The organism is Bacillota bacterium (assembly GCA_009711825.1).
Taxonomy (GTDB): domain Bacteria; phylum Bacillota; class Proteinivoracia; order UBA4975; family VEMY01; genus VEMY01.
The window spans coordinates 1-19,289 of the sequence record VEMY01000023.1 but is presented as its reverse complement, the minus strand read 5'-3'; the positions used below and the strand labels follow the sequence as shown (position 1 = coordinate 19,289).

At 51.2% G+C, this 19,289-nt stretch carries 18 protein-coding genes and 2 tRNA genes; 1 reads left to right on the top strand and 19 read right to left on the bottom strand.

All coding sequences use genetic code 11. From position 1 onward, the window contains the following. Window positions 1–4: 4 nt before the first annotated feature. The 19 genes from FH749_08585 to spoVT all read right to left on the bottom strand — a co-directional run bounded on the left by FH749_08585 (window position 5) and on the right by spoVT (window position 18,393). A complete protein-coding gene (locus FH749_08585; protein ID MTI95531.1) occupies window positions 5–1,267 on the bottom strand; it encodes an imidazolonepropionase in 1,263 nt (420 codons plus the stop codon). Next, the gene (ftcD, locus tag FH749_08580) at window positions 1,264–2,166 is read right to left on the bottom strand and encodes a glutamate formimidoyltransferase (protein MTI95530.1); all 903 of its coding nucleotides are present in this window, start codon (window positions 2,164–2,166) and stop codon (window positions 1,264–1,266) included. Before ftcD ends, FH749_08585 begins: the two co-directional genes overlap by 4 nt. Then, on the bottom strand, window positions 2,163–3,815 hold the full coding sequence (gene hutU, locus FH749_08575; protein MTI95529.1) for a urocanate hydratase: 1,653 nt from the start codon (window positions 3,813–3,815) through the stop codon (window positions 2,163–2,165). Before hutU ends, ftcD begins: the two co-directional genes overlap by 4 nt. Beyond that, on the bottom strand, window positions 3,815–5,344 hold the full coding sequence (hutH, locus tag FH749_08570; GenBank protein MTI95528.1) for a histidine ammonia-lyase: 1,530 nt from the start codon (window positions 5,342–5,344) through the stop codon (window positions 3,815–3,817). The genes hutU and hutH overlap by 1 nt, the downstream gene beginning before the upstream one ends. Window positions 5,345–5,489: 145 nt before the next feature. Continuing rightward, on the bottom strand, window positions 5,490–7,313 hold the full coding sequence (gene hflB, locus FH749_08565; protein MTI95527.1) for an ATP-dependent zinc metalloprotease FtsH: 1,824 nt from the start codon (window positions 7,311–7,313) through the stop codon (window positions 5,490–5,492). A 62-nt stretch (window positions 7,314–7,375) separates the two neighbouring features. Beyond that, window positions 7,376–7,915 carry a hypoxanthine phosphoribosyltransferase gene (gene hpt / locus FH749_08560; protein MTI95526.1) on the bottom strand — a complete coding sequence of 180 codons (540 nt, stop codon included), beginning with the start codon at window positions 7,913–7,915 and terminating at the stop codon, window positions 7,376–7,378. 11 nt (window positions 7,916–7,926) lie between these two features. Beyond that, window positions 7,927–9,282, bottom strand: a complete 1,356-nt coding sequence (gene tilS / locus FH749_08555) for a tRNA lysidine(34) synthetase TilS (GenBank protein ID MTI95525.1) — start codon at window positions 9,280–9,282, stop codon at window positions 7,927–7,929. A gap of 137 nt (window positions 9,283–9,419) precedes the next feature. Further along, a complete protein-coding gene (locus tag FH749_08550) occupies window positions 9,420–11,771 on the bottom strand; it encodes a hypothetical protein (GenBank protein MTI95524.1) in 2,352 nt (783 codons plus the stop codon). A gap of 150 nt (window positions 11,772–11,921) precedes the next feature. Further along, a tRNA-Val gene (locus FH749_08545) sits at window positions 11,922–11,997 on the bottom strand. Window positions 11,998–12,002: 5 nt separating this feature from the next. Further along, window positions 12,003–12,079 (bottom strand) — tRNA-Met (locus tag FH749_08540). Between the two features lie 108 nt (window positions 12,080–12,187). Beyond that, entirely contained in the window at window positions 12,188–12,550 is a 363-nt protein-coding gene (locus FH749_08535) for a S1 RNA-binding domain-containing protein (protein ID MTI95523.1), read from the bottom strand. A gap of 31 nt (window positions 12,551–12,581) precedes the next feature. After that, the gene (locus tag FH749_08530) at window positions 12,582–12,914 is read right to left on the bottom strand and encodes a septum formation initiator family protein (GenBank protein MTI95522.1); all 333 of its coding nucleotides are present in this window, start codon (window positions 12,912–12,914) and stop codon (window positions 12,582–12,584) included. A gap of 8 nt (window positions 12,915–12,922) precedes the next feature. Further along, complete coding sequence (gene yabQ / locus FH749_08525; protein ID MTI95521.1) at window positions 12,923–13,393, bottom strand: spore cortex biosynthesis protein YabQ; 471 nt, start codon at window positions 13,391–13,393, stop codon at window positions 12,923–12,925. Window positions 13,394–13,407: 14 nt separating this feature from the next. Then, a complete protein-coding gene (gene yabP / locus FH749_08520; protein MTI95520.1) occupies window positions 13,408–13,692 on the bottom strand; it encodes a sporulation protein YabP in 285 nt (94 codons plus the stop codon). A gap of 67 nt (window positions 13,693–13,759) precedes the next feature. After that, the gene (locus FH749_08515; GenBank protein MTI95519.1) at window positions 13,760–14,743 is read right to left on the bottom strand and encodes a SpoIID/LytB domain-containing protein; all 984 of its coding nucleotides are present in this window, start codon (window positions 14,741–14,743) and stop codon (window positions 13,760–13,762) included. Between the two features lie 102 nt (window positions 14,744–14,845). Continuing rightward, entirely contained in the window at window positions 14,846–15,115 is a 270-nt protein-coding gene (locus tag FH749_08510; protein MTI95518.1) for an HU family DNA-binding protein, read from the bottom strand. An 87-nt stretch (window positions 15,116–15,202) separates the two neighbouring features. Beyond that, window positions 15,203–16,084, bottom strand: a complete 882-nt coding sequence (locus tag FH749_08505; protein MTI95517.1) for a hypothetical protein — start codon at window positions 16,082–16,084, stop codon at window positions 15,203–15,205. A gap of 3 nt (window positions 16,085–16,087) precedes the next feature. Then, window positions 16,088–17,761: a polysaccharide biosynthesis protein gene (locus tag FH749_08500; GenBank protein MTI95516.1), complete on the bottom strand. Its 1,674-nt coding sequence runs from the start codon at window positions 17,759–17,761 to the stop codon at window positions 16,088–16,090. A gap of 74 nt (window positions 17,762–17,835) precedes the next feature. Beyond that, window positions 17,836–18,393 carry a stage V sporulation protein T gene (spoVT, locus tag FH749_08495; protein ID MTI95515.1) on the bottom strand — a complete coding sequence of 186 codons (558 nt, stop codon included), beginning with the start codon at window positions 18,391–18,393 and terminating at the stop codon, window positions 17,836–17,838. Window positions 18,394–18,529: 136 nt separating this feature from the next. Here spoVT and FH749_08490 point away from each other — a divergent pair, with 136 nt between their 5' ends. Continuing rightward, the gene (locus tag FH749_08490; protein ID MTI95514.1) at window positions 18,530–19,216 is read left to right on the top strand and encodes an IS3 family transposase; all 687 of its coding nucleotides are present in this window, start codon (window positions 18,530–18,532) and stop codon (window positions 19,214–19,216) included. Window positions 19,217–19,289: the final 73 nt, after the last annotated feature.

Genomic DNA, 19,289 nt, shown 5'->3' with positions numbered 1-19,289 from the left:
ATATTTAGGACAGACCGTCAATTTGACGCCCCGCCTTAAACACCTTCCATACGTGGTTTATCCCAAAATGATATGGCAAATACGCTTCATTATCTGCGTCAAAAATCACGATATCGGCCTGCTTGCCTGGCTCCAGGCTGCCAACCTCAGCAGCCATCCCCAGGGCATGGGCAGCGTTAATAGTAACTGCCGCCAGCACCTGACTGGGGGTGAGCTTCAGCCCCAGGCACCCAAGGGTCATAATGAATTGAAGATTTTCCGTGGGGCAACTGCCTGGGTTGTAATCAGTGCTCAGGGCGATAGCCACCCCGGCTTCCAACATCTCCCGGGCAGGAGCAAACCTATCTGTCATCAAATTAAAGGATGTGCCTGGCAACAAGACGGCGATTGTGTTTGACCCTGCCAACGCGGCGATGCCTTGAGCGTCGGTGTGCAGCAAATGGTCGGCTGACACTGCTCCCAGCTCGACTGCCAGTTGTGCGCCTCCGGTTGCTGCCAGCTCATCGGCGTGTATCTTTAAGCCTAGCCCCAAGTCTTTTGCTGCTTGCAAAATGCGGCAGGATTGGGCGATGTTAAACACATGTTCTTCGCAAAATACGTCGCAGAACCGAGACAAAGGTGCCGCCTCCGGAAGCATCTCCTGGATGACCAGCTCAACAAACGCGTCGGAATTGTGCTTGTACTGCTCCGGAATTGCATGGGCGCCCAAAAAAGTCGGCACCAGGGTTACAGGTTGAACCTGATTGAGAATTTGAATCGCCTGCAGCGTTTTAAGCTCCGTTTCGGTATCCAGCCCATACCCGCTCTTGGCCTCTACAGTGGTCATACCATAGCTAAGCATCCGGGCCAAGCTCTTTTTTGACTGGGCCACCAAATCCGCTAGGGAAGCTTCCCGGGTATGGCGGACGCTGTTGAGAATGCCGCCGCCAGCCTTGAGAATTTCTATATATGGCATGCCCTCAAGGCGCATTTGGTATTCAAATTCACGGCTGCCATAATGCACAACATGAGTATGAGGGTCAACCAGCCCAGGGGTCACAAGTCGGCCGCCGGCGTCTAGCACCTGGGTTTCCGGGCCTTTTTCAGCTGACTGCAGTACTTCGTCTAAGGCGCCGGCAGCAATAATTCGCCCTGACTTGACGGCTATGGCGCCACCTGATACCACACCTAAATCTCCCAATTCGCTGCCCCGTTGCGGCCGCTGACTGTACCCTGCCAGAGTGGCCAGACGGGCATTGACAATCAGCAAATCGGCTTGTGGTCTCATTCGTCGCCCCACAGATTGGTCTCAAGGATTTGCTTCATTTTAAAGTCCTCAATTCCCATATAGTACTCAAGACTACCTACCAAAGCTTCCAAAGGTACCAGACCGATGACCTCGGTACCAATGACGCTCACTCCCCAGCGCCGCGCCTCGGCGCGGATTAACTCTACCGCCCGATAGAGGGGGGTTTGCTGATAATTTACCATATTCATGGAGACTTGGACTATTCCCCGCTCTTCCAGGCGCACTCCCATCGCTTTTACCGCTTTAAGTCCACCGGAAGCGTTGCGCACATTGCGGGCGATTTGATTGGCAATATCTAAATCGTTGGTATTCAAATTGACATTGAAAGCCACCAGCGGCATTCGGGCGCCAACCGCTGTTGCGCCGCACTTGGCATTAAAGCTGTGGGGGCCGTAATCGGGCTTATGGTCTTCGCCTGCCATCCGCTCCGCCAATCCTTCATACTGGCCCTTACGCACTTTGGCCAGGTTCTTGCGACCGGGAACCCGGGCCGCCTCTTCATACAGATATACGGGTATCCCCAGTTCGTCGCCAATGCGCTTGCCAACCCGGTTTGCAATTTCCACACAGGCATCCATGTCAATTCCCTGGATGGGGATAAAAGGGACAACATCTGTCGCTCCCATTCGGGGATGTTCGCCACTATGGGTTGTCATATCAATGAGTTCAGCGGCTTTTTGACAAACCAAAAACGCGGCCTTCTCCACTCCATCGGGTGTACCTACGAACGAAATCACTGAACGGTTGTGATCTGAATCCATTGACCAATCCAATAACTTAACGTCTTCTGTGTCACGGACTTGATTGACAACCATCTCAACAATCTCTTTGTTGCGTCCCTCGCTGATATTGGGTACGCATTGCACAATTGCCTTCATCGCTCTCCTCCTGACATCGGAATTTTTACGCCGCCGCGGCGGGCAGCGTCCCTAGCTTGCTCATAGCCGGCATCAACATGACGGACAATCCCCATTCCCGGGTCGGTTGTCAGCACACGCTCCAAGCGTTGGGCTGCAGAATCTGTGCCGTCGGCTACAACCACCATACCGGCGTGAAGCGAATACCCGATCCCAACTCCTCCGCCGTGATGCACCGAGACCCAGCTGGCGCCGGCGGCGGTATTCACCAATGCGTTGAGAATCGGCCAGTCGCCGATGGCGTCGCTGCCGTCTTTCATCGCTTCGGTCTCCCGGTTGGGCGAGGCCACCGAGCCACAGTCGAGATGATCACGACCGATAACAATTGGTGCACTGATTTTGCCCTGCTTGACAAGCTCATTAATTGCCAGACCAAACTTCATTCGCTCGCCGTAACCAAGCCAGCAAATCCGGGATGGCAGTCCCTGGAATTCCACTTGTTCCCGGGCCATGGTAATCCAGCGCCGGAGCCCCTCGTCCTTGGGGAAGAGTTCCAGAACTAAATCGTCAGTTACTGCAATGTCCTGGGGATCGCCGGAGAGGGCAACCCAACGGAATGGCCCGCGCCCCTCACAGAACTGGGGCCGAATATAGGCAGGAACAAAACCCGGGAAATCGTAAGCGTTCTGCACACCTTCCTGCAAAGCCTGTTCACGAATGTTGTTGCCGTAATCAAAAGCGATCGCGCCCGCCTTCTGCATGTCAAGTATCGCCTGGACATGCACCGCCATGCTTCTCTTTGCCAGCTTGATATATTGATCGGGGTTTTCAGCACGCAATTGATTGGCGGCCTCCAAAGTCATGCCTGCGGGCACATAGCCACCCAGGGGATCATGAGCAGAAGTCTGGTCAGTGACCAAATCCGGTGTAACTCCGCGTTTCACCAATTCGGGCAGCACTTCCGCTGCATTACCCACCAAACCAATGGATAACGGCTTCTTCTTATCCACCGCCTCTTTGGCCAAAGCCAGCGCGGTGTCCAGATTATCGGTCAGCTCGTCGCAATAACGGGTATCCACGCGACGTTTGGCGCGCTGACGGTCCACTTCCACCACCAGGGCAACACCGCCGTTCATGGTTACGGCCAGCGGCTGGGCGCCGCCCATGCCGCCCAGGCCGGCAGTAACTACCAGGCGTCCGGCAAGGGTGCCGCCAAAATGCTGTCTTGCCGCCTCAGCAAAGGTTTCGTACGTTCCCTGCAAAATACCCTGGGTGCCGATATAAATCCAGCTGCCAGCAGTCATCTGACCGTACATCGTCAGACCCTTTTCTTCCAACTCCCAGAACTTTTCCCAGGTAGCCCAGGCCGGAACCAAGAGCGAGTTGGCCAGCAAAACCCGGGGGGCAAGTTCATGGGTTCTGAAAACGCCCACCGGCTTCCCCGATTGAATAAGCAAAGTCTCGTCCGCTTCCAACTCTTTAAGGGTAGAAATAATTGCGGCGAGAGCCTGCTGATTGCGGGCGGCCTTACCTGTACCGCCATAGACAACCAGTTCCTTCGGGTTCTCTGCAACCTCCGGATCCAGGTTATTCAATAACATTCTCAGCGCTGCTTCCTGCTGCCATCCTTTACATTGTAAGCTAGTACCCCGGGGCGCTCCTTGAGTCATCAACAATTCACTCCTTTTCCGTTTATTATTTGCATCAGCTCATTGCCTGTCAAAAACTCAGACAGAGCATGTATATCTGCGTGCACAGAACGGTCGTCATCGATGAATGCAGACAATTGACGCACCGCACTATATATTTTGGCTGTGACGGGACTCAGCTTTTCCGCCCCGCGATAGTCCACAGCTTGACAGGCGCATAAAAGCTCAATCGCCAAGACATTGACAACGTTATCGGCGATTTGGGCAGCCTTGTTGGCAGCGTTTGCGCCCATGCTGACATGGTCTTCCTGGTTGCCTGATGAGGGGATTGAGTCGACACTGGCCGGGTGGGCGAGAACCTTGTTTTCTGAGACCAGCGCCGCCGCCGCGTATTGAACTATCATTAATCCAGAGTTCAACCCTCCGTTTTTGGTCAAAAACGGAGGCAAATTGCTGAGCTGGGGGTTTACCAGACGTTCTATTCTGCGCTCCGATATATTGGCCAGTTCTGCCATTGCCACCGCCAGGTAATCAAGCGCCATCGCCACCGGTTGCCCGTGGAAATTACCACCGGAAATTACCTCACACTCCTCGGGAAAGATTAGTGGATTGTCAGTGGCTGAATTAATCTCCCGATGTAATACATCTCTGACATGGGTAAAAACATCTCTGCTGGCGCCGTGAACTTGGGGTATGCACCGCAATGTATAGGCATCCTGGGTGCGGATTTGGCCGGGTTCGGTGGTCAAACGGCTGTCCTTGAGCAGAAAACGTAGTGTCTCCGCGCTTTTTTGCTGCCCGGGATGCGGGCGTTGCTGATGTATCAAGGGCGAGTAGGCAGCGGTTATGCCCTCCAGGGCCTGACATGTCAGGGCGGAAACTGCGTCAGCCCAATCTGCCAGCTGAAGCGCCCGTTGCAGAATGAGCATTCCCCTGGCCGTCATAAACTGGGTGCCATTGACCAAAGCCAAGCCCTCTTTTGCTTCCAGACGCAACGGCTTCAGTCCGCAGTTGGCCAAGGCCCGGCCTGCAGGCAATACTTCGCCGTCGACAACAGCAGTCCCTTCCCCTGTAAGGAATAAACCCATATGGGCGAGAGGCACCAAGTCACCGCTGGCGCCCAAAGAACCCTTGCGGGGAACCAACGGGTAGATGCCGTGATTCAAGCAATCTATCAGCAGCTCAATTACCTGTAAGCGGACGCCGGAATGTCCTGTTGCCAGGGCGTTGGCCCTAAGTAGCATCATTGCCCGCACATCCTCCACCGGCAGGCTTTCGCCTATGCCACAGGCATGGCTGCGAATCAGGTTTTGCTGCAGCCGGGCAGTGTCATCGGGCTCAATAAACACGTCGCTAAACTTACCGAACCCAGTGGTGATCCCATACACCGGCTGCCTGGCGGCTACCAATTCCTCCACGTAGCGCCGGGACGCCAGTATTTTCTCCCGGGCCTGCTCTGCTAACCTGACTTTGACCGAGCCCCTGGCGACAGAAATGACATGTTCAATGCGGAGGCTGTTACCGTCTATAGTGACAAATTCTTCAATCATAGTCTTTCCCCCTTTAGCACAATTAAGAAACAGCAAAAAGGAGCCGGCATTGTTCTTGTCAACAATAACCGCCTCCTTTCGTTTTGAAATCGAGGTGTGTTAATCTTGGTTTGAATTATACATAACAATGTAACAGGCTGTCAATTTACTCGTCGGAATCCACCGGGTTCCCATTTTTATCGATGCCCATTACACGGACAAATTCCTTGGCGCCCAGGGTTTCCTTTTCTAGCAAAGCATTTGCCACATTGTGCAGACGCTCAAGATGCTCGGTGAGAATTTTTTCGGCCCGTTCGTAACAGCTTTCCACAAGATTTCTTGTTTCCCGGTCAATGGCGGAGGCCACTTCTTCACTGAAGTCGCGGTCACGGCTGATATCCCGGCCCAGGAATACCTGGTCCTGCTTGCGGCCAAAGGTCAAGGGACCGAGATCCTCGCTCATGCCATACTCCATAATCATCCGCCTGGCCATTTGTGTTACCCGTTCCAGGTCATTCTGAGCGCCGGTGCTGACATCGTTAAGCACCAAATGTTCTGCCACCCTTCCCCCCAGGGCAAAGGTTATCTGGTCCAGGAGCTCATTTTTAGTGGCAAAATGCCGGTCCTCTTTGGGCAGAGCCAGGGTATAACCGCCAGCACGCCCCCGGGGGACCATGGTGACTTTATGGACTGGATCCATGTATTTCAGAAGATGAGCGACAACAGCGTGGCCGGCCTCATGGTAAGCGACCAGCTTATTCTCCTGCTCAGAGCGAAGACGTGATTTTTTCTCGGGACCGCCAATCACCCGGTCAATAGCGTCCTCCAGCTCATCCATATCAACATGCTTTTTGTTGCGTCTTGCGGCCAAAAGCGCCGCCTCATTGATTAAGTTCTCTAAATCAGCGCCGGTAAACCCGGGGGTGCGCTGGGCCAACACAGCCAAATCCACATCATTGTCCAACGGTCTGGTTTTGGCGTGAACTGCAAGTATTTCTTCCCGGCCTTTGACATCGGGAACATCAACTGTGATCTGTCGGTCAAAGCGTCCGGGCCGCAACAGCGCCGGGTCTAAAATATCCGGGCGGTTGGTGGCTGCAATCATAATAATTCCTTCGTTAACACCGAAGCCATCCATTTCAACCAAAAGCTGGTTCAGGGTCTGCTCCCGTTCATCGTGCCCGCCGCCGAGGCCTGCGCCCCGTTGCCGGCCGACAGCGTCAATTTCATCGATAAAAATAATGCAGGGCGCGTGCTTTTTTGCCTGCTCAAACAAATCCCGAACACGGGAAGCGCCTACACCGACAAACATCTCGACAAAGTCGGAGCCGCTGATGCTAAAGAAGGGCACGCCAGCTTCGCCGGCTACGGCCCTAGCCAGAAGGGTTTTACCTGTACCTGGGGACCCATAAAGCAGAACACCCTTGGGAATTCGTGCGCCCAACTGGATAAACTTACGGGGTGAAGACAGAAAATCTACTATTTCCTCCAGCTCTTCCTTGGCTTCATCAATCCCTGCAACATCGGCAAAGGTAACCTTGCGACCGGTGTCCTGATGCATACGGGCCTTGCTTTTGCCGAAGTTCATGACCCGGTTGCCGCCACCCTGAGCTTGCTGCATGATAAACAGCAATAACAGGCCCAAAAGCACCGCCGGAATAATCCAAGACATGTACATTAACATGCCGCCGCCGGCAGTGTGATTTATGACTGTAGCCTGGCCGCCAGCCGCCCCAATACGGTCCGCAATGGACGAGGCCGCGCCCTCGGGAATCACAACTTCGAACTCGGTTCCATCGACAAGTTGACCGCTGACATCAAGTTGATTAATTTCAGCAGACTGAACCCGCCCCTGTTCAATCAGGGAACTGAATTCTGAATAGGCTAGCTCTTGGGCTCCGTTTTGCGGCAGATTGTTCCCTGCCTGGAAAATCACAACGGCAATAATGATGATAAATATTATGATGATGAATCTGCGATAGTTCAACAGGCCATCCTCCTCTCAAAAGGGCATACGCTTATTGTAACACAGTGAATTAGGTGCAACAACTGCTATTTATCGTATGCTTCGGGACGGAGAATGCCAATATAGGGTAGATTGCGGTAGGTTTCATCAAAATCCAACCCATAGCCGACGACAAATTTATCTTCGATTTCAAACCCTTTGTATTCAGGGCTGATTTGCACCTGACGCCTGGATGGCTTATCAAGAAGCGTACAGATTTTCAGCGAAGCGGGCTTGCGGGAACGCAGGTTATTTAGCAGATAGTGCAATGTCAAGCCAGTGTCGATTATGTCTTCAACGATTAGCACGTCACGCCCCTGAATGCTGGTGTCAAGATCCTTGAGTATCCGCACCACGCCCGAAGACTGTGTGGAAGCTCCGTAGCTTGAAACAGCCATAAAATCCACTTCCAAAGGAATTTGCATTTCCCTAACCAGATCAGCGACAAACATCAACGCTCCCTTGAGCACGCATACCACCACCGGACGCTTGCCGGCATAATCCCTGGCAAGAGTCGTTCCCAGCTCCCGGACTTTGGAGCGAATAGTGTCTTGATCAAGTAAAACTTCCGCAATGTCCTTATGCACTTTACATCCTCCTATTTTTGATTATAATTCTCACGCTTGAGATACACTGCTGTCTTGCCAGGACCCGATTGACGACAGTCCAAGTCGACGATCAGACCGGGCAGCCAACATACCCTGTCGCCGGTACGCACCACAACCAGGTAGTCGCGAAGCCAACGGGGCAGTTTTTGATCGATTAACCAATCTTTCAGCTTTTTCCTGCCGCCACCGGGATTGAGCCAATCACCAGGGCGGCGGTTGCCGACTGTCAACTCACTTGTATGTACGTCCACCCACAGGCAAACGCTGTTGTTTGCTTGTTTGGTTTCAGCCACGATGCTTGCCCCAAGCTCGGGCAAATCCACCCTCCCGGGAATTGGCAGTTTACGGGCAATGTGCGGCACAGGTTTGGGCATCCTTCCCAGTGCGATCCTGTCGTGGAGCCGGAAGGCCTTAAAATCGTTGGGCAAATCCAGGCTGCTGCCGGTTTGTCCTGTTGTCAGTTCCATCACCGAGATCACATGCTTTGCCTCGATCGCGCCGTGCTCATCCTGCTGGCTTAGCAGATATCTGATTGCCCTAGCTGCTAGAGCAGGCTCGAGGGCCGAAAGCCCAGAAACAGATACTGCCACCGGCGCAGATGGCAACGGACTGTCAACAATTATTTTGCTGAGTGCCGCTTCCGTCATTTGCTCCAATAGCTGCTGCTCTGCCTGCAGGCGCTCCACTGTATCCCGCAGTACCTGGTCCACCCCCGGGTTATATTGCCTTAACACCGGCAACAAGTGGTGCCGGATACGGTTACGAGTGTACTTACAACTTTCGTTACTGGCGTCCAGCCGCCAGGGCAGCTTATGCTCCTGACAATAGGCCTCAATTTCTGCCCGGGTTATTGACAGCAGGGGATGAACCACCATTACCTGCGAATTAAGCGGCCGCGCGGGCTGTATCGCCGCCAGTCCGCGTCCGCCACTGCCCCGTAACAGGTTAATTAAAAAAGTTTCCACCTGGTCATTGGAGTGATGGCCTGTGGCCAGTTTGGGAGCCCCGTGTGCCTCACAAACATCTGTCAACGCCTGATAGCGGGCAGTGCGAGCCCGCGCTTGCATAGAGCTACCCGCCTCTAAATCAATCCGTTTCACTACTCGGGGAATCGCCAGCGTCTTTGCCCAGGAACATACCAAGCGCGCATCTGCTTCCGACTCCGCACCCCGCAACTGATGATTGACATGGGCCACCAGCAATTTAATCTTTAACTGTTCTCGCAGAGTCCACAACACGTGGGCGAGGCAGATTGAATCGGGGCCGCCGGATACAGCCGCCACCACCAATTCATCGGAGGAAAACAAGTTGTGTTTTTGGCAATATGCCAGGATTTTATCCAACATCACAAAACCGCCAGTACAAATAATATAACTAAATTCTTTCTCCGAAAAATCCAAATATCCTCCCCAAAGCAGGATAAATTATGATTTTCTCCCCAAATTCAAAGGAACTGTCCCGCCACGAGGCGGGACAGTTCCCTTCAGCCGGCTTGCCGTGTCCAGTTCTCCGACATGGGCTCTTTGAGCCGGACAACCACCACAGTCGCATCGTCTTGCAACTGCTCTCCGATCTTGGCCGCCCGGTTCAAAAGTTGTCGAGCCATTGTTTTTGGCCCTATGTTTCCAAAGCTCTGAAGCTGGTTAATTAACCATGTCTCGTCGCGACAGCCTCCGTCCAGCATCCCATCCGAAACCATAACCAGATACTCGCCCGCTGTCACGTTTCGGCTGACAGTCTGAGGCTCAATTCCGGGGACGATCCCAATCGGCAGACTGGACCCAGAAATTGGCTCGACCTCGCTACCCGTCTTAATGAAACTTGGCGCAGAACCGGTCTTATACAGTTCCAAAGTACCCGTGGTCGAATCGACCACCGCCATATCCATGGTCGCAAACTTATCGTCGCTCTGCCTCAGGACCAACAATGAGTTAATGGCTTTGATAGCCGTTTCTGCGGTGAAGCCCGCATCCAACATATCCCGGGCCAGCAGCAACGCTTGATTGCTTTCCTTGCGGGCAACCTGCCCTTTACCCATGCCGTCACTAAGCATATACACGTGCTTGCCGCTCCCTCCCGGAAGATAAGTAAACGAATCCCCGTTCACATCTTCCCGGGCAGATTGCGCCACGCCCATGTCAGCATTAAATTTGATCGGCAGGGTGTAAGTTATCTCAGTGATATCGCCGGTTACCTTGGTCTGCTCCGGTTCCAGCGCATAACCAAGTACATCTGACACCATGGCTTGTACCAAGCCCAGGGGATTTTCACCACCGGGAATCTTTGCCCGCAAATACACCTGGGGCAAGTTCCGCTCAATTCCCGTAATCGTTAAATCAAAAATCTCTACCCCCCACCTGGTAAGCCGGTCATTAAGCTCGGCCTCCAAATCCCGGCGTCCATTGCCATCCATACGAATCTGCCGGGAAAGGTTAACGATCACTTCTGAAACACCATGCAGTTGCTCCGAGACCACCCCCTTACACTCCTGAACCTTCCGGGACCAGTTGCGTTCATTTTTATAGCGGTCATAGCAGGTGCGGGCATACCCCAATAATTGTTCCAGATTATGGCAACGTCGGGCTAACAGCCCGTCAAGTTCGGTATCCTCACCCCAGCTTTCCGCATTAACTAGGTAGTCCAGAAGTTGGCTATAGGTACTGTACAACTCTTTTTCCCAGCACCGACTGTAGTTCGCACAACTAGTGCAAACTTCACCAGCCACATGATCAATTAATTTGGACATTTCATTCTGGTTGGCCGAAACATCCCCAACACCGTTATGACATCCGAAAGCATGGGATAGGCGATTAAATACCTGTCCCAGACGTTGAAGCCGTGCAACGGTTGTCCGGCGCAAACGTTGTTGGTATTCCCACGCCCATTCCCCGTTGTTATTGATCACTAAACGTCGCACCTTTCTGCTCAGTGCACGCGGTGTCAGAGCCAGCAGCCCGCCGGCTGCCAAAAAGTCGATAACTCCAAATCCAACCGGAATCTGTCCAGCATATATAATCATCGCCACGGCGCCCGCGGCAAAACCCGCCACGGTTCCCGCCTTGCCCCACTGGGAGAAGAGACCAGAGACCAGTCCTCCCAGTGCAAAAACAGCAATTATTACTGCCGCCGCCGGCTGGCCAAAGGCCACCAACAGCCCCGCCACCAAACCCGCGGCCGCACCGGCGTTTGCCTGTTGACTGGCGTGGCCAACAAGCAGCACCAACCAAATACATAACAACGGCAAAACTGCTACTGGTCCCCAATACAATCCGCTCAGACTGGTCAGCGCCAGGGCGCAGGTGACGACAATGCACAGGGATTGTTCAAACCCTTCATTTGCCCATCCGGGCTGATGTCGTATGGCATCCCGGGCCTGATAGAATATCACGGCTGCAGTGGCAACCAGTAAAAGTTCCAGCCCATATAACAACCAATCATATGGGAGCAACATTCCAAATACTGCTGGTAACCGGAAAAGCATCTGGCCGGCTACGGCCATTATGGCCACAGCAGTGCTGCTCAGCGTAGGCGCCCTGATTCGAATAAAATAGATCGGTATCATTGGCAACAGCAGCCACAACAAACTGGCGCCACTTCCTGCCGATATATGACCCAAGGCCAGGGCCGCCGGCAGCCAAATCGGGGTACCGGCAAAAGCTGCGAAAAATGGGATCGCAAATGGTTGCAGCCCGTCCCCCACCACGGCTCTCGCCAAAAGTATGCCCAGTAAACTGGGCAACAGCCCCTTTGAGGTCATAACCTTCATCGCAAATTTGGTGACAGTCTCCCCCAGTGTGTCGACGCGGTTGTACTCAAGACTTCCTTTGTTTAGCAAACTTCCCGCCCCCTGATTTTGAGAGTGATAGCAGTATTATAACTCTGGGCAACGAAGAAGTTTGTTGTTTTTTGTCCGAGGAATACAAGCATAACCCCGGAAGTTCGACAAAATACAAAAAAAAGCCCTTACGGGCTTTTGATAATCAAATGGTGGGCGAAACAGGGCTCGAACCTGTGACCCCCTGCTTGTAAGGCAGGTGCTCTCCCAGCTGAGCTATTCGCCCCAATTTGGTTGCGGGGACAGGATTTGAACCTGTGACCTCCGGGTTATGAGCCCGACGAGCTACCTGACTGCTCCACCCCGCGTCAACAAAACTTATTTTACTACACAGCGCCAGCAGTGTCAAGGCGCTAAATTTTACCTTGATAGTATTAACCAAATACTTAAAAATTATGTCGAGTTAAAGGTAAATATTATCTGCGCCCGCCGCGGCCACCGCGTTTGCTGTCGACTTTTCGGCGTAAATCGACATGTAACTCGTCACTTTCCTTAAAAAATTTGGCCAGCTTGTCCTCAAAGGATTTTTTGGTCCGTTCCTGATCGCTTTTTGCCCGGCGAATCGAGAGACCAATTTTACCGTTGGCAATTGACAAGATTTTTACGTTAACTTCCTGGTTAGGTTGCAGGTAGTCATTGATATCCTTTACGTAGCTGTCAGCCACCTCAGAGATATGAACTAAACCGGTGGCTCCGTTGGGCAAAGCAACAAAAGCCCCGAAGTTGGTTATCCCTGTCACTTTTCCTGTAACTACCTGCCCAATCTGCAGTGAAGACATCCTAAAGTAATTCCTCCCCAAAAGAGTAAATTTAATCGTTATTTTGCCAGCGTGGCAAGATATACAAAAACTCAGAATCACGAACGAGGCCTAGTTCACGCCGAATAATGCTTTCAATGTATGCGGGGTCGTCATGCAACAGGTCAATTTCCCGCTTTAGGACAGCGTTATCCTCCTCCAAGGCAGCAATTTCTGAGCTAATTCCCGCTATTTCCTCTGTTTGACTGGCAATTGTCGATTGTTGGTTGATTAATATTACTACGAGATAAACAATTAGGCCGGCAAACAGAAGGTTAAGCCACTTTCGTCTGCGGGTGAAATCCACCCGCTTTACCTTCGACATTGTAACCGCCTCCCGCAACATAAGAAATTCTACGCAGAAGGCGGTTTTTCCTGCTGAAAATATTTATTTTGTAAAAAAGAATAGCAGAACGCAACTAATGTTACTATTATCAGGCTGAAGTTGTCAACTATAGAAGCGATAAAACGCACCGGGAACCAGAGCGGACGCAGAGCAGTCAGCAAAAGCTGAAATCCCTTTATTAGCACTCGAAACAAAAATTGATAGAAACGCATCACCCATTTGCTGAATAAGCGCAAGTAAATTGCCAGTCCCAACCCTAAACTAATGAATACATATAACCTGAGCTCAAGATTGTTTACCAAAAACAACGCGCCTATGACAAACGCTGTAACCACCAACCAAAACATGATGTCCAACACTGGCCTTAGCCAGCGAGTACTTTTGATATGCAAAACTCGATAAAAATCTAACCACAAGCCAAGCAGAATACCTGTCAACGACATCGACAAAAAAATCATGCCCTGAATTAACAAAGACACCGGCCTGCCTCCGCTTACTTAAAAATCCGCTCAAAGAAACCCCGCTTACCAAAGCTTCCCTTTTCTCCTGTATAGATGATTTCATAGATTAGGCCTTCGATATCTACCACGCCCTGTTCAAGATTCAGCGTCCGAATATCCAGATCGTCTCCTTTTACCGCCAACAGGCCGGCAGGTGTTTCCAGCAATATCTCTTCCGGGTTGAAACTCTCCACCCTGGAAACGCCTGTGACCTCAAGGGATTCCTGATTTACCAACACTAACTTATGATCATTGGCTGTAATTTTTGGTTCAGGCATCTTGTTCACCTCCTGCTAGAGTATATGCAGGCGGCGAAAAATTAGAAGCGCTCCAACCCTGACCTCATTACTCCCAAAGCTGTTGAACGCTGGTGTTGGGGAAATACAATTGGACAATCTCCTCGGCGTTACGGTTGTCCTCAGCAAATCCCCGAGCACCCCACTGGCACAAACCAACACCATGGCCATAACCCCGGCCGGAGAAAGTCACATTATCCCCTGCGACATTGATATCGGTGTACCATGTTGAACGCATTTCGGTACTGTCAAGGGTAAGACGCAACTCGGGAGCGCTGACTTCCACCCCACCGATCTCCAACATATGGGCACGACCATTTTCTTCGCTGGCGATGGTTACAGTGTCAAAATTTCCGGGGTCATCGCCGGTTATCTGCCTGACGGCGTTGCGGATCTGTGAACGACTGAAACTCTCTGTCCATTCTCTCTCATCTTCATCGATGGTTTCATAGCAAGGGCAATCAACCGGTTGTAAATATGGCGGAGGGTCGCCTTGAAAATTTAAACCCACTTCCGGCGTGGCGGTGCTGCCGCCGCAATAGGCGCTAAACCAAGCGCGGACGAATTCACCCTGATAGACACTGACCAATCCCCTTGTTTTTTCCACTGCCTCCCGGACATTGTCGTTAATTCGCTCGGCATTATACGCCTGGAATTCTTGTATATCCGAAGAAGCATGGGCATCTCGATTGGGTAAAGTCCCTTGCTCAGCTATTTTCTGCAAAGTAAATGTGCGGGCTTTGATTGCTTGGGCGGCCAGCGCCTCCACCGGCCAATCTGTATCCATTTCGGCCGCAACTACTCCTTGTATATACTCTTCAAACATCATTGTTACAGTCTGGCCCTGTTCGGCAATATATACCCTAAGTTCCGGCTCGGTATTTTCACCCTGAAAAATTTCTTCTGGAATTTCTACCTTTTGTTCTCCATCCGGAGGCTCCGGCGCAGGCGGCACCGGTCGGCGAAACAGGCGACAGCCTCCCAAGCTGCCTATCAGTACCAGAACCAAAACAATACATAACCATCGTCTCATACTTGGTCCCTCCAAAATTAGTGTACTTCTAGCTTTTGAAGGCTGGACCATAAATATGCACATATAAAGACCAGGCCTTTACGGCCTGGCTGAGGACTGAATCTAGAACTTGTCTTTAAATGCTTTACCCGCCTTGAATACGGGAACACTGGTGGCAGGGATATGAATCTTTTCGCCTGTGCTTGGGTTCCGACCCATCTTTTCTTTGCGGTCGCGCTTTTCGAAGGTGCCAAAACCGATGAGCTGAACCTTTTCTCCTTTGGATGTAGCATCCATAATGCCATCCAACACTGCGTTCACTGCTTTTTCGCTGTCTTTCTTGCTCAAGCCACTCTTTTCAGCGACCAATTGAATGAGGTCAGTCTTGTTCATTAATTTCCCTCCAGATATAAAGTTTGCCAATTGCTATGTTATTATTCTCCACTAGAACTTGAATTCCTTCTAATTAACTGAGTAAATTCATGATTGGCTGATATTTTTTAAGAAAGATGCCATTTCCGCCTCCAAACACCTGCCTTGTGCAACGGCTTGCGCCTGCAACTCCGCCAATTGACGCATAAGCGGATCTTTGATGTCAGCTGGCTCAAGCGTACCTTTTGCAATGGCTTTCTCTAGCGCCAACAGAGCAGGGAAATCCGGTCTTCTGCCGACTGAACCCTCTAAACGCTTTTGTTGGCGCCAAATTTTCTCAACCGTTTCCGGGGACTCTGCCTGGATATCGCCAAAAATATGCGGATGCCGATGAACAAGCTTCTGGCAGATTGAGCGCACAATATCGCTAAACTTAAACATATCCTGTTCTGAAGAAATTTGAGCAAAAAAAGCGATTTGTAATAATAAGTCTCCCAATTCCTCACAAATATTATTCCCATTCTTAGAATTCACCGCCTCAACCACTTCATAGGCCTCTTCCAACACAAATGGGACCAGAGTGTCAAATGTTTGTTTACGGTCCCAAGGACAACCTACGTGGCTGCGCAACAAAGCCATGATTTTAAGCAGTGAATCAATATGTCCGGCAACCATGCCGACTGCAAGCGCAGGCACGTACAGAGCTGTGTAATCATTTAAGTCCTCCAACTGATCCAAGCGACAAAGCTCTAACTGCCGCTTGTTTTCCGTAGAATGGCCGGTAAAGCGAGTTACCAAAACGAGATGGTTGTCCGGGTAGATTGATTGCAAATAAACTTTCACTTGCGAAGCGATGGCCTGATCACTCAGCGGGTATACAAGCAAGGGCTGAAATGGATTGGGCGAATCGAGTTTTAGAGCGCTCTGCACTTGTAAATTTTCGCGTTCAATGCCAAGACTGCTGCACACAGATTCTATACACTCAAACATCCTTTACCTCCTTAACAAACGGAACCGCGACAGTATACGGGCAGTTTTCGGACCAACCCGGGGAATCATTTCCAGCTCGCGTCGGGTAATCGTACCCGTTAGCAAAGAGGATAGGCCATACACGACTATCCCGATGAGAACGACAATTAAAACAGTAAAGCTCGCCAACAATCTCGCTTGATCAAATGCTGGCAGCAGTGGCTGCAGTCGGCCGACAAGGGGCTGGAGAAGTCGGAAGGTAAGCGGATAGACCGCAAGGACCGCCCCCCCCATTATCAGTGTATTCAATAACGGTTTGGCCGCACTCTGCCAGAGACTGACACGCCAGCCCACCGTTTTACTGATTGCCCGGAAATTTAAGAAACTGGCAACTGCAAAATAAACAATTGTGCCGATTACCGGGCCAAGAATATTGACGGCCGGAATTGCTGTAAGGATATAATTTAGCGCCACTTTAAATCCAAGCCCGATAAAAGTATTGCGCACTGGCACAAAGGTCTTACCCAGGCCTTGTAAAACCGGCGCCGTTGTCTGCTGGAGGGACAGGAAGATGATGATAAATGCTGCAAAGGTCAATGGGCGGGCAACCTCGATATTTGCGAAAAGCATGATACTAATCGGCTCAGCCAATAAAAATATCCCAAGCGCTGCAGGCAGTCCGATTATTGCCCCCAGGCGAGTCGATAGGTTGCTGAGACTTGCCACCAATCGCTGATTGTTGGTGGCGGACGCGTTAGCAATGGCGGGAATCAGACTTGCCGAGATTGCGACAGTGAAGATTGTTGGCAACGAAATCAAAGGCATCGCCGCCCCTGTAAGGTCCCCAAACATTTCGACGGCCCGCGTCTCCGAAAAACCCGCCACCTGCAAGCGCGGCAGAATCAAAGTAGAATCGACAGCGTTGACCAAGGGCAAAACTATGCTGCTGATGGTCAAGGGCAACGCCAAGACAAAGATTTCGCGAATAACCGAACGGGTAGATTGTAATTTATTATTTCCCGTAACAATGAGCCGGGCAAAATCCGCTTTTTGGCGAAAGTAAATATAAACCAGCAGAAGCAACGCAACCGCCGCACCAGTTACGGTGCCAAACGCAGCGCCAGCGGCGCCCATCTCTGTACTTTGCCGGACCAGCAAGCTGGCCAGGAAAAAAATTGTTGCCACCCGAACCAGTTGTTCAATAATTTGCGACAGAGCGGTAGGCACCATCTTTTGCTGCCCCTGAAAGAAGCCACGAAAAGCAGATTTAACGGCAAAGAATAACACTGCCGGCGCGATTGCCACTAAAGGATAGAACACGTCAGGTACGCCGAGAAGATTTTCTGCATAATAGCGGGCGCCCAGCAAGAGTACTCCGGTTACAATCAAACCTGTGGCAGTCATTAAAAACAGGGCGACACGGAAGACCTGGAGCGCCCCGCCATAATTTTTCCGGGCAAGTTTGTCAGCCACGAGCTTGGACACGGCCACCGGTACACCTGCGATGGAAATCGACAACATCATTGAATACACAGGATAGGCGGCCTGGAACAACCCAATTCCCTCTGGCCCCAATATACTATAAAGGGGGATTCTGTACACTGCACCAAGAAACTTGACGATTGCCCCGGCCACAGCTAGAACCAGCGCCCCTTTGAAAAACTTATTTCCTTCGTTCACTTTCCGTCCTCTCCTTATACCGGATTAAGGCATATTATACCAAAGCGTTAAGTACATTACTACTAAATAAGAATAGGGACCGGAGGTCCCTATTACTGTGCCATTTGCTTCGCTAAGAATCCGGCGGCCGTCTCAGCCAATTTTATCTCCATCTCGCCCATTTTGGCATTCGCCTCTTTGGAGCAGAGGATGACTGCCCCAATTGGGTCGCCCCCGGAAATAATTGGTGATATTACTTCTACAGAGAACCGACAGTCTTCATCGTCTGCCAGACAGCTCATACACTCTTTATGCTGCCCTGGTTTGTCAATTTTCAATGTTCGGCGTTCTTCCATTGCCTTTTCGACCGCTGGACCGACAGTTTTGTTAAGAAATTCTTTTTTGGGAGCTCCCGCGACCGCAATAATCATGTCCCGGTCGGCAATACATGCTATGTGTCCAAGTGATTCATAAAGCGAGTCGGCATATTCCTTTGCAAAATCGCCCAGCTCTCCAATCGGGGAATATTTTTTTAAGATAACCTCGCCATCCCGATCCACAAAAATCTCCAGGGGATCACCTTCGCGTATCTTTAACGTTCGCCGAATTTCCTTGGGAATCACAACGCGCCCAAGATCATCTATGCGCCTGACAATGCCCGTTGCTTTCACCATGTTACCTCCTTAGGTCAGTTAGTCGTTCTGGTCATTGCTAGTATATAACCTGAAAGAGGTTTTTATTCATTTTTTACCAGAGTGTTTTTGCTGAGCCATATAGCCCATAAGGGGGGTGCGATACCGACAGCAGATGGAACTGGATATCCTGAACAAGGCGGCCGAAATTATAAAAAAAGACCAGGGCATCGATCCCCGGAAGCTGGCGAACAAGGAGAAAGCAAGCCTGATCGATGCCCTGAGGACGAGGCACCCGTTGAATGAGCTGCTCAGGATGACGGGCATGCCTAAAAGCAGCTATTTCTATCAGAAAGAATCCAAAATGTGTCCTGACAAATACGTCTCTTTGCGAGAAGAAGTGAAAAATGTATTTACTAAAAGCCATAGTCGCTATGGATATAGGCGCGTACATGCGGTAATTAAGCAAAACGGGACGATTATCTCTGAAAAAGTCATTCGTAGGATTATGAAGGAGGAGCAGCTTGCCGTCCCATACAAGAAAAAACGCAGATATAGCTCATACAAAGGAGAGATAAGCCCGGCGGTGGAAAATCTGGTGAATCGTGACTTCCATGCGGATAAGCCTAATACTAGATGGCTGACCGACCTCACCGAGTTCCATTTACCAGCCGGAAAGGTCTATCTTTCGCCAATCATCGACTGCTTCGATGGATTAGTAGTCAGCTGGACGATCGGGACAAGCCCGGATGCAGAGCTAGTTAACACTATGCTAGAGGGTGCTATAAGCAGCCTTTCAGATGGAGAACATCCAATTGTACATTCGGACAGGGGTAGCCATGTGCGACAAGAAGTCGCTTAATATATTGCCGAAAGGCTACCCTATCCATTCGGGGTAACTCTATTGTGACTAGCGTGGGTGGCAACGTCTGGGT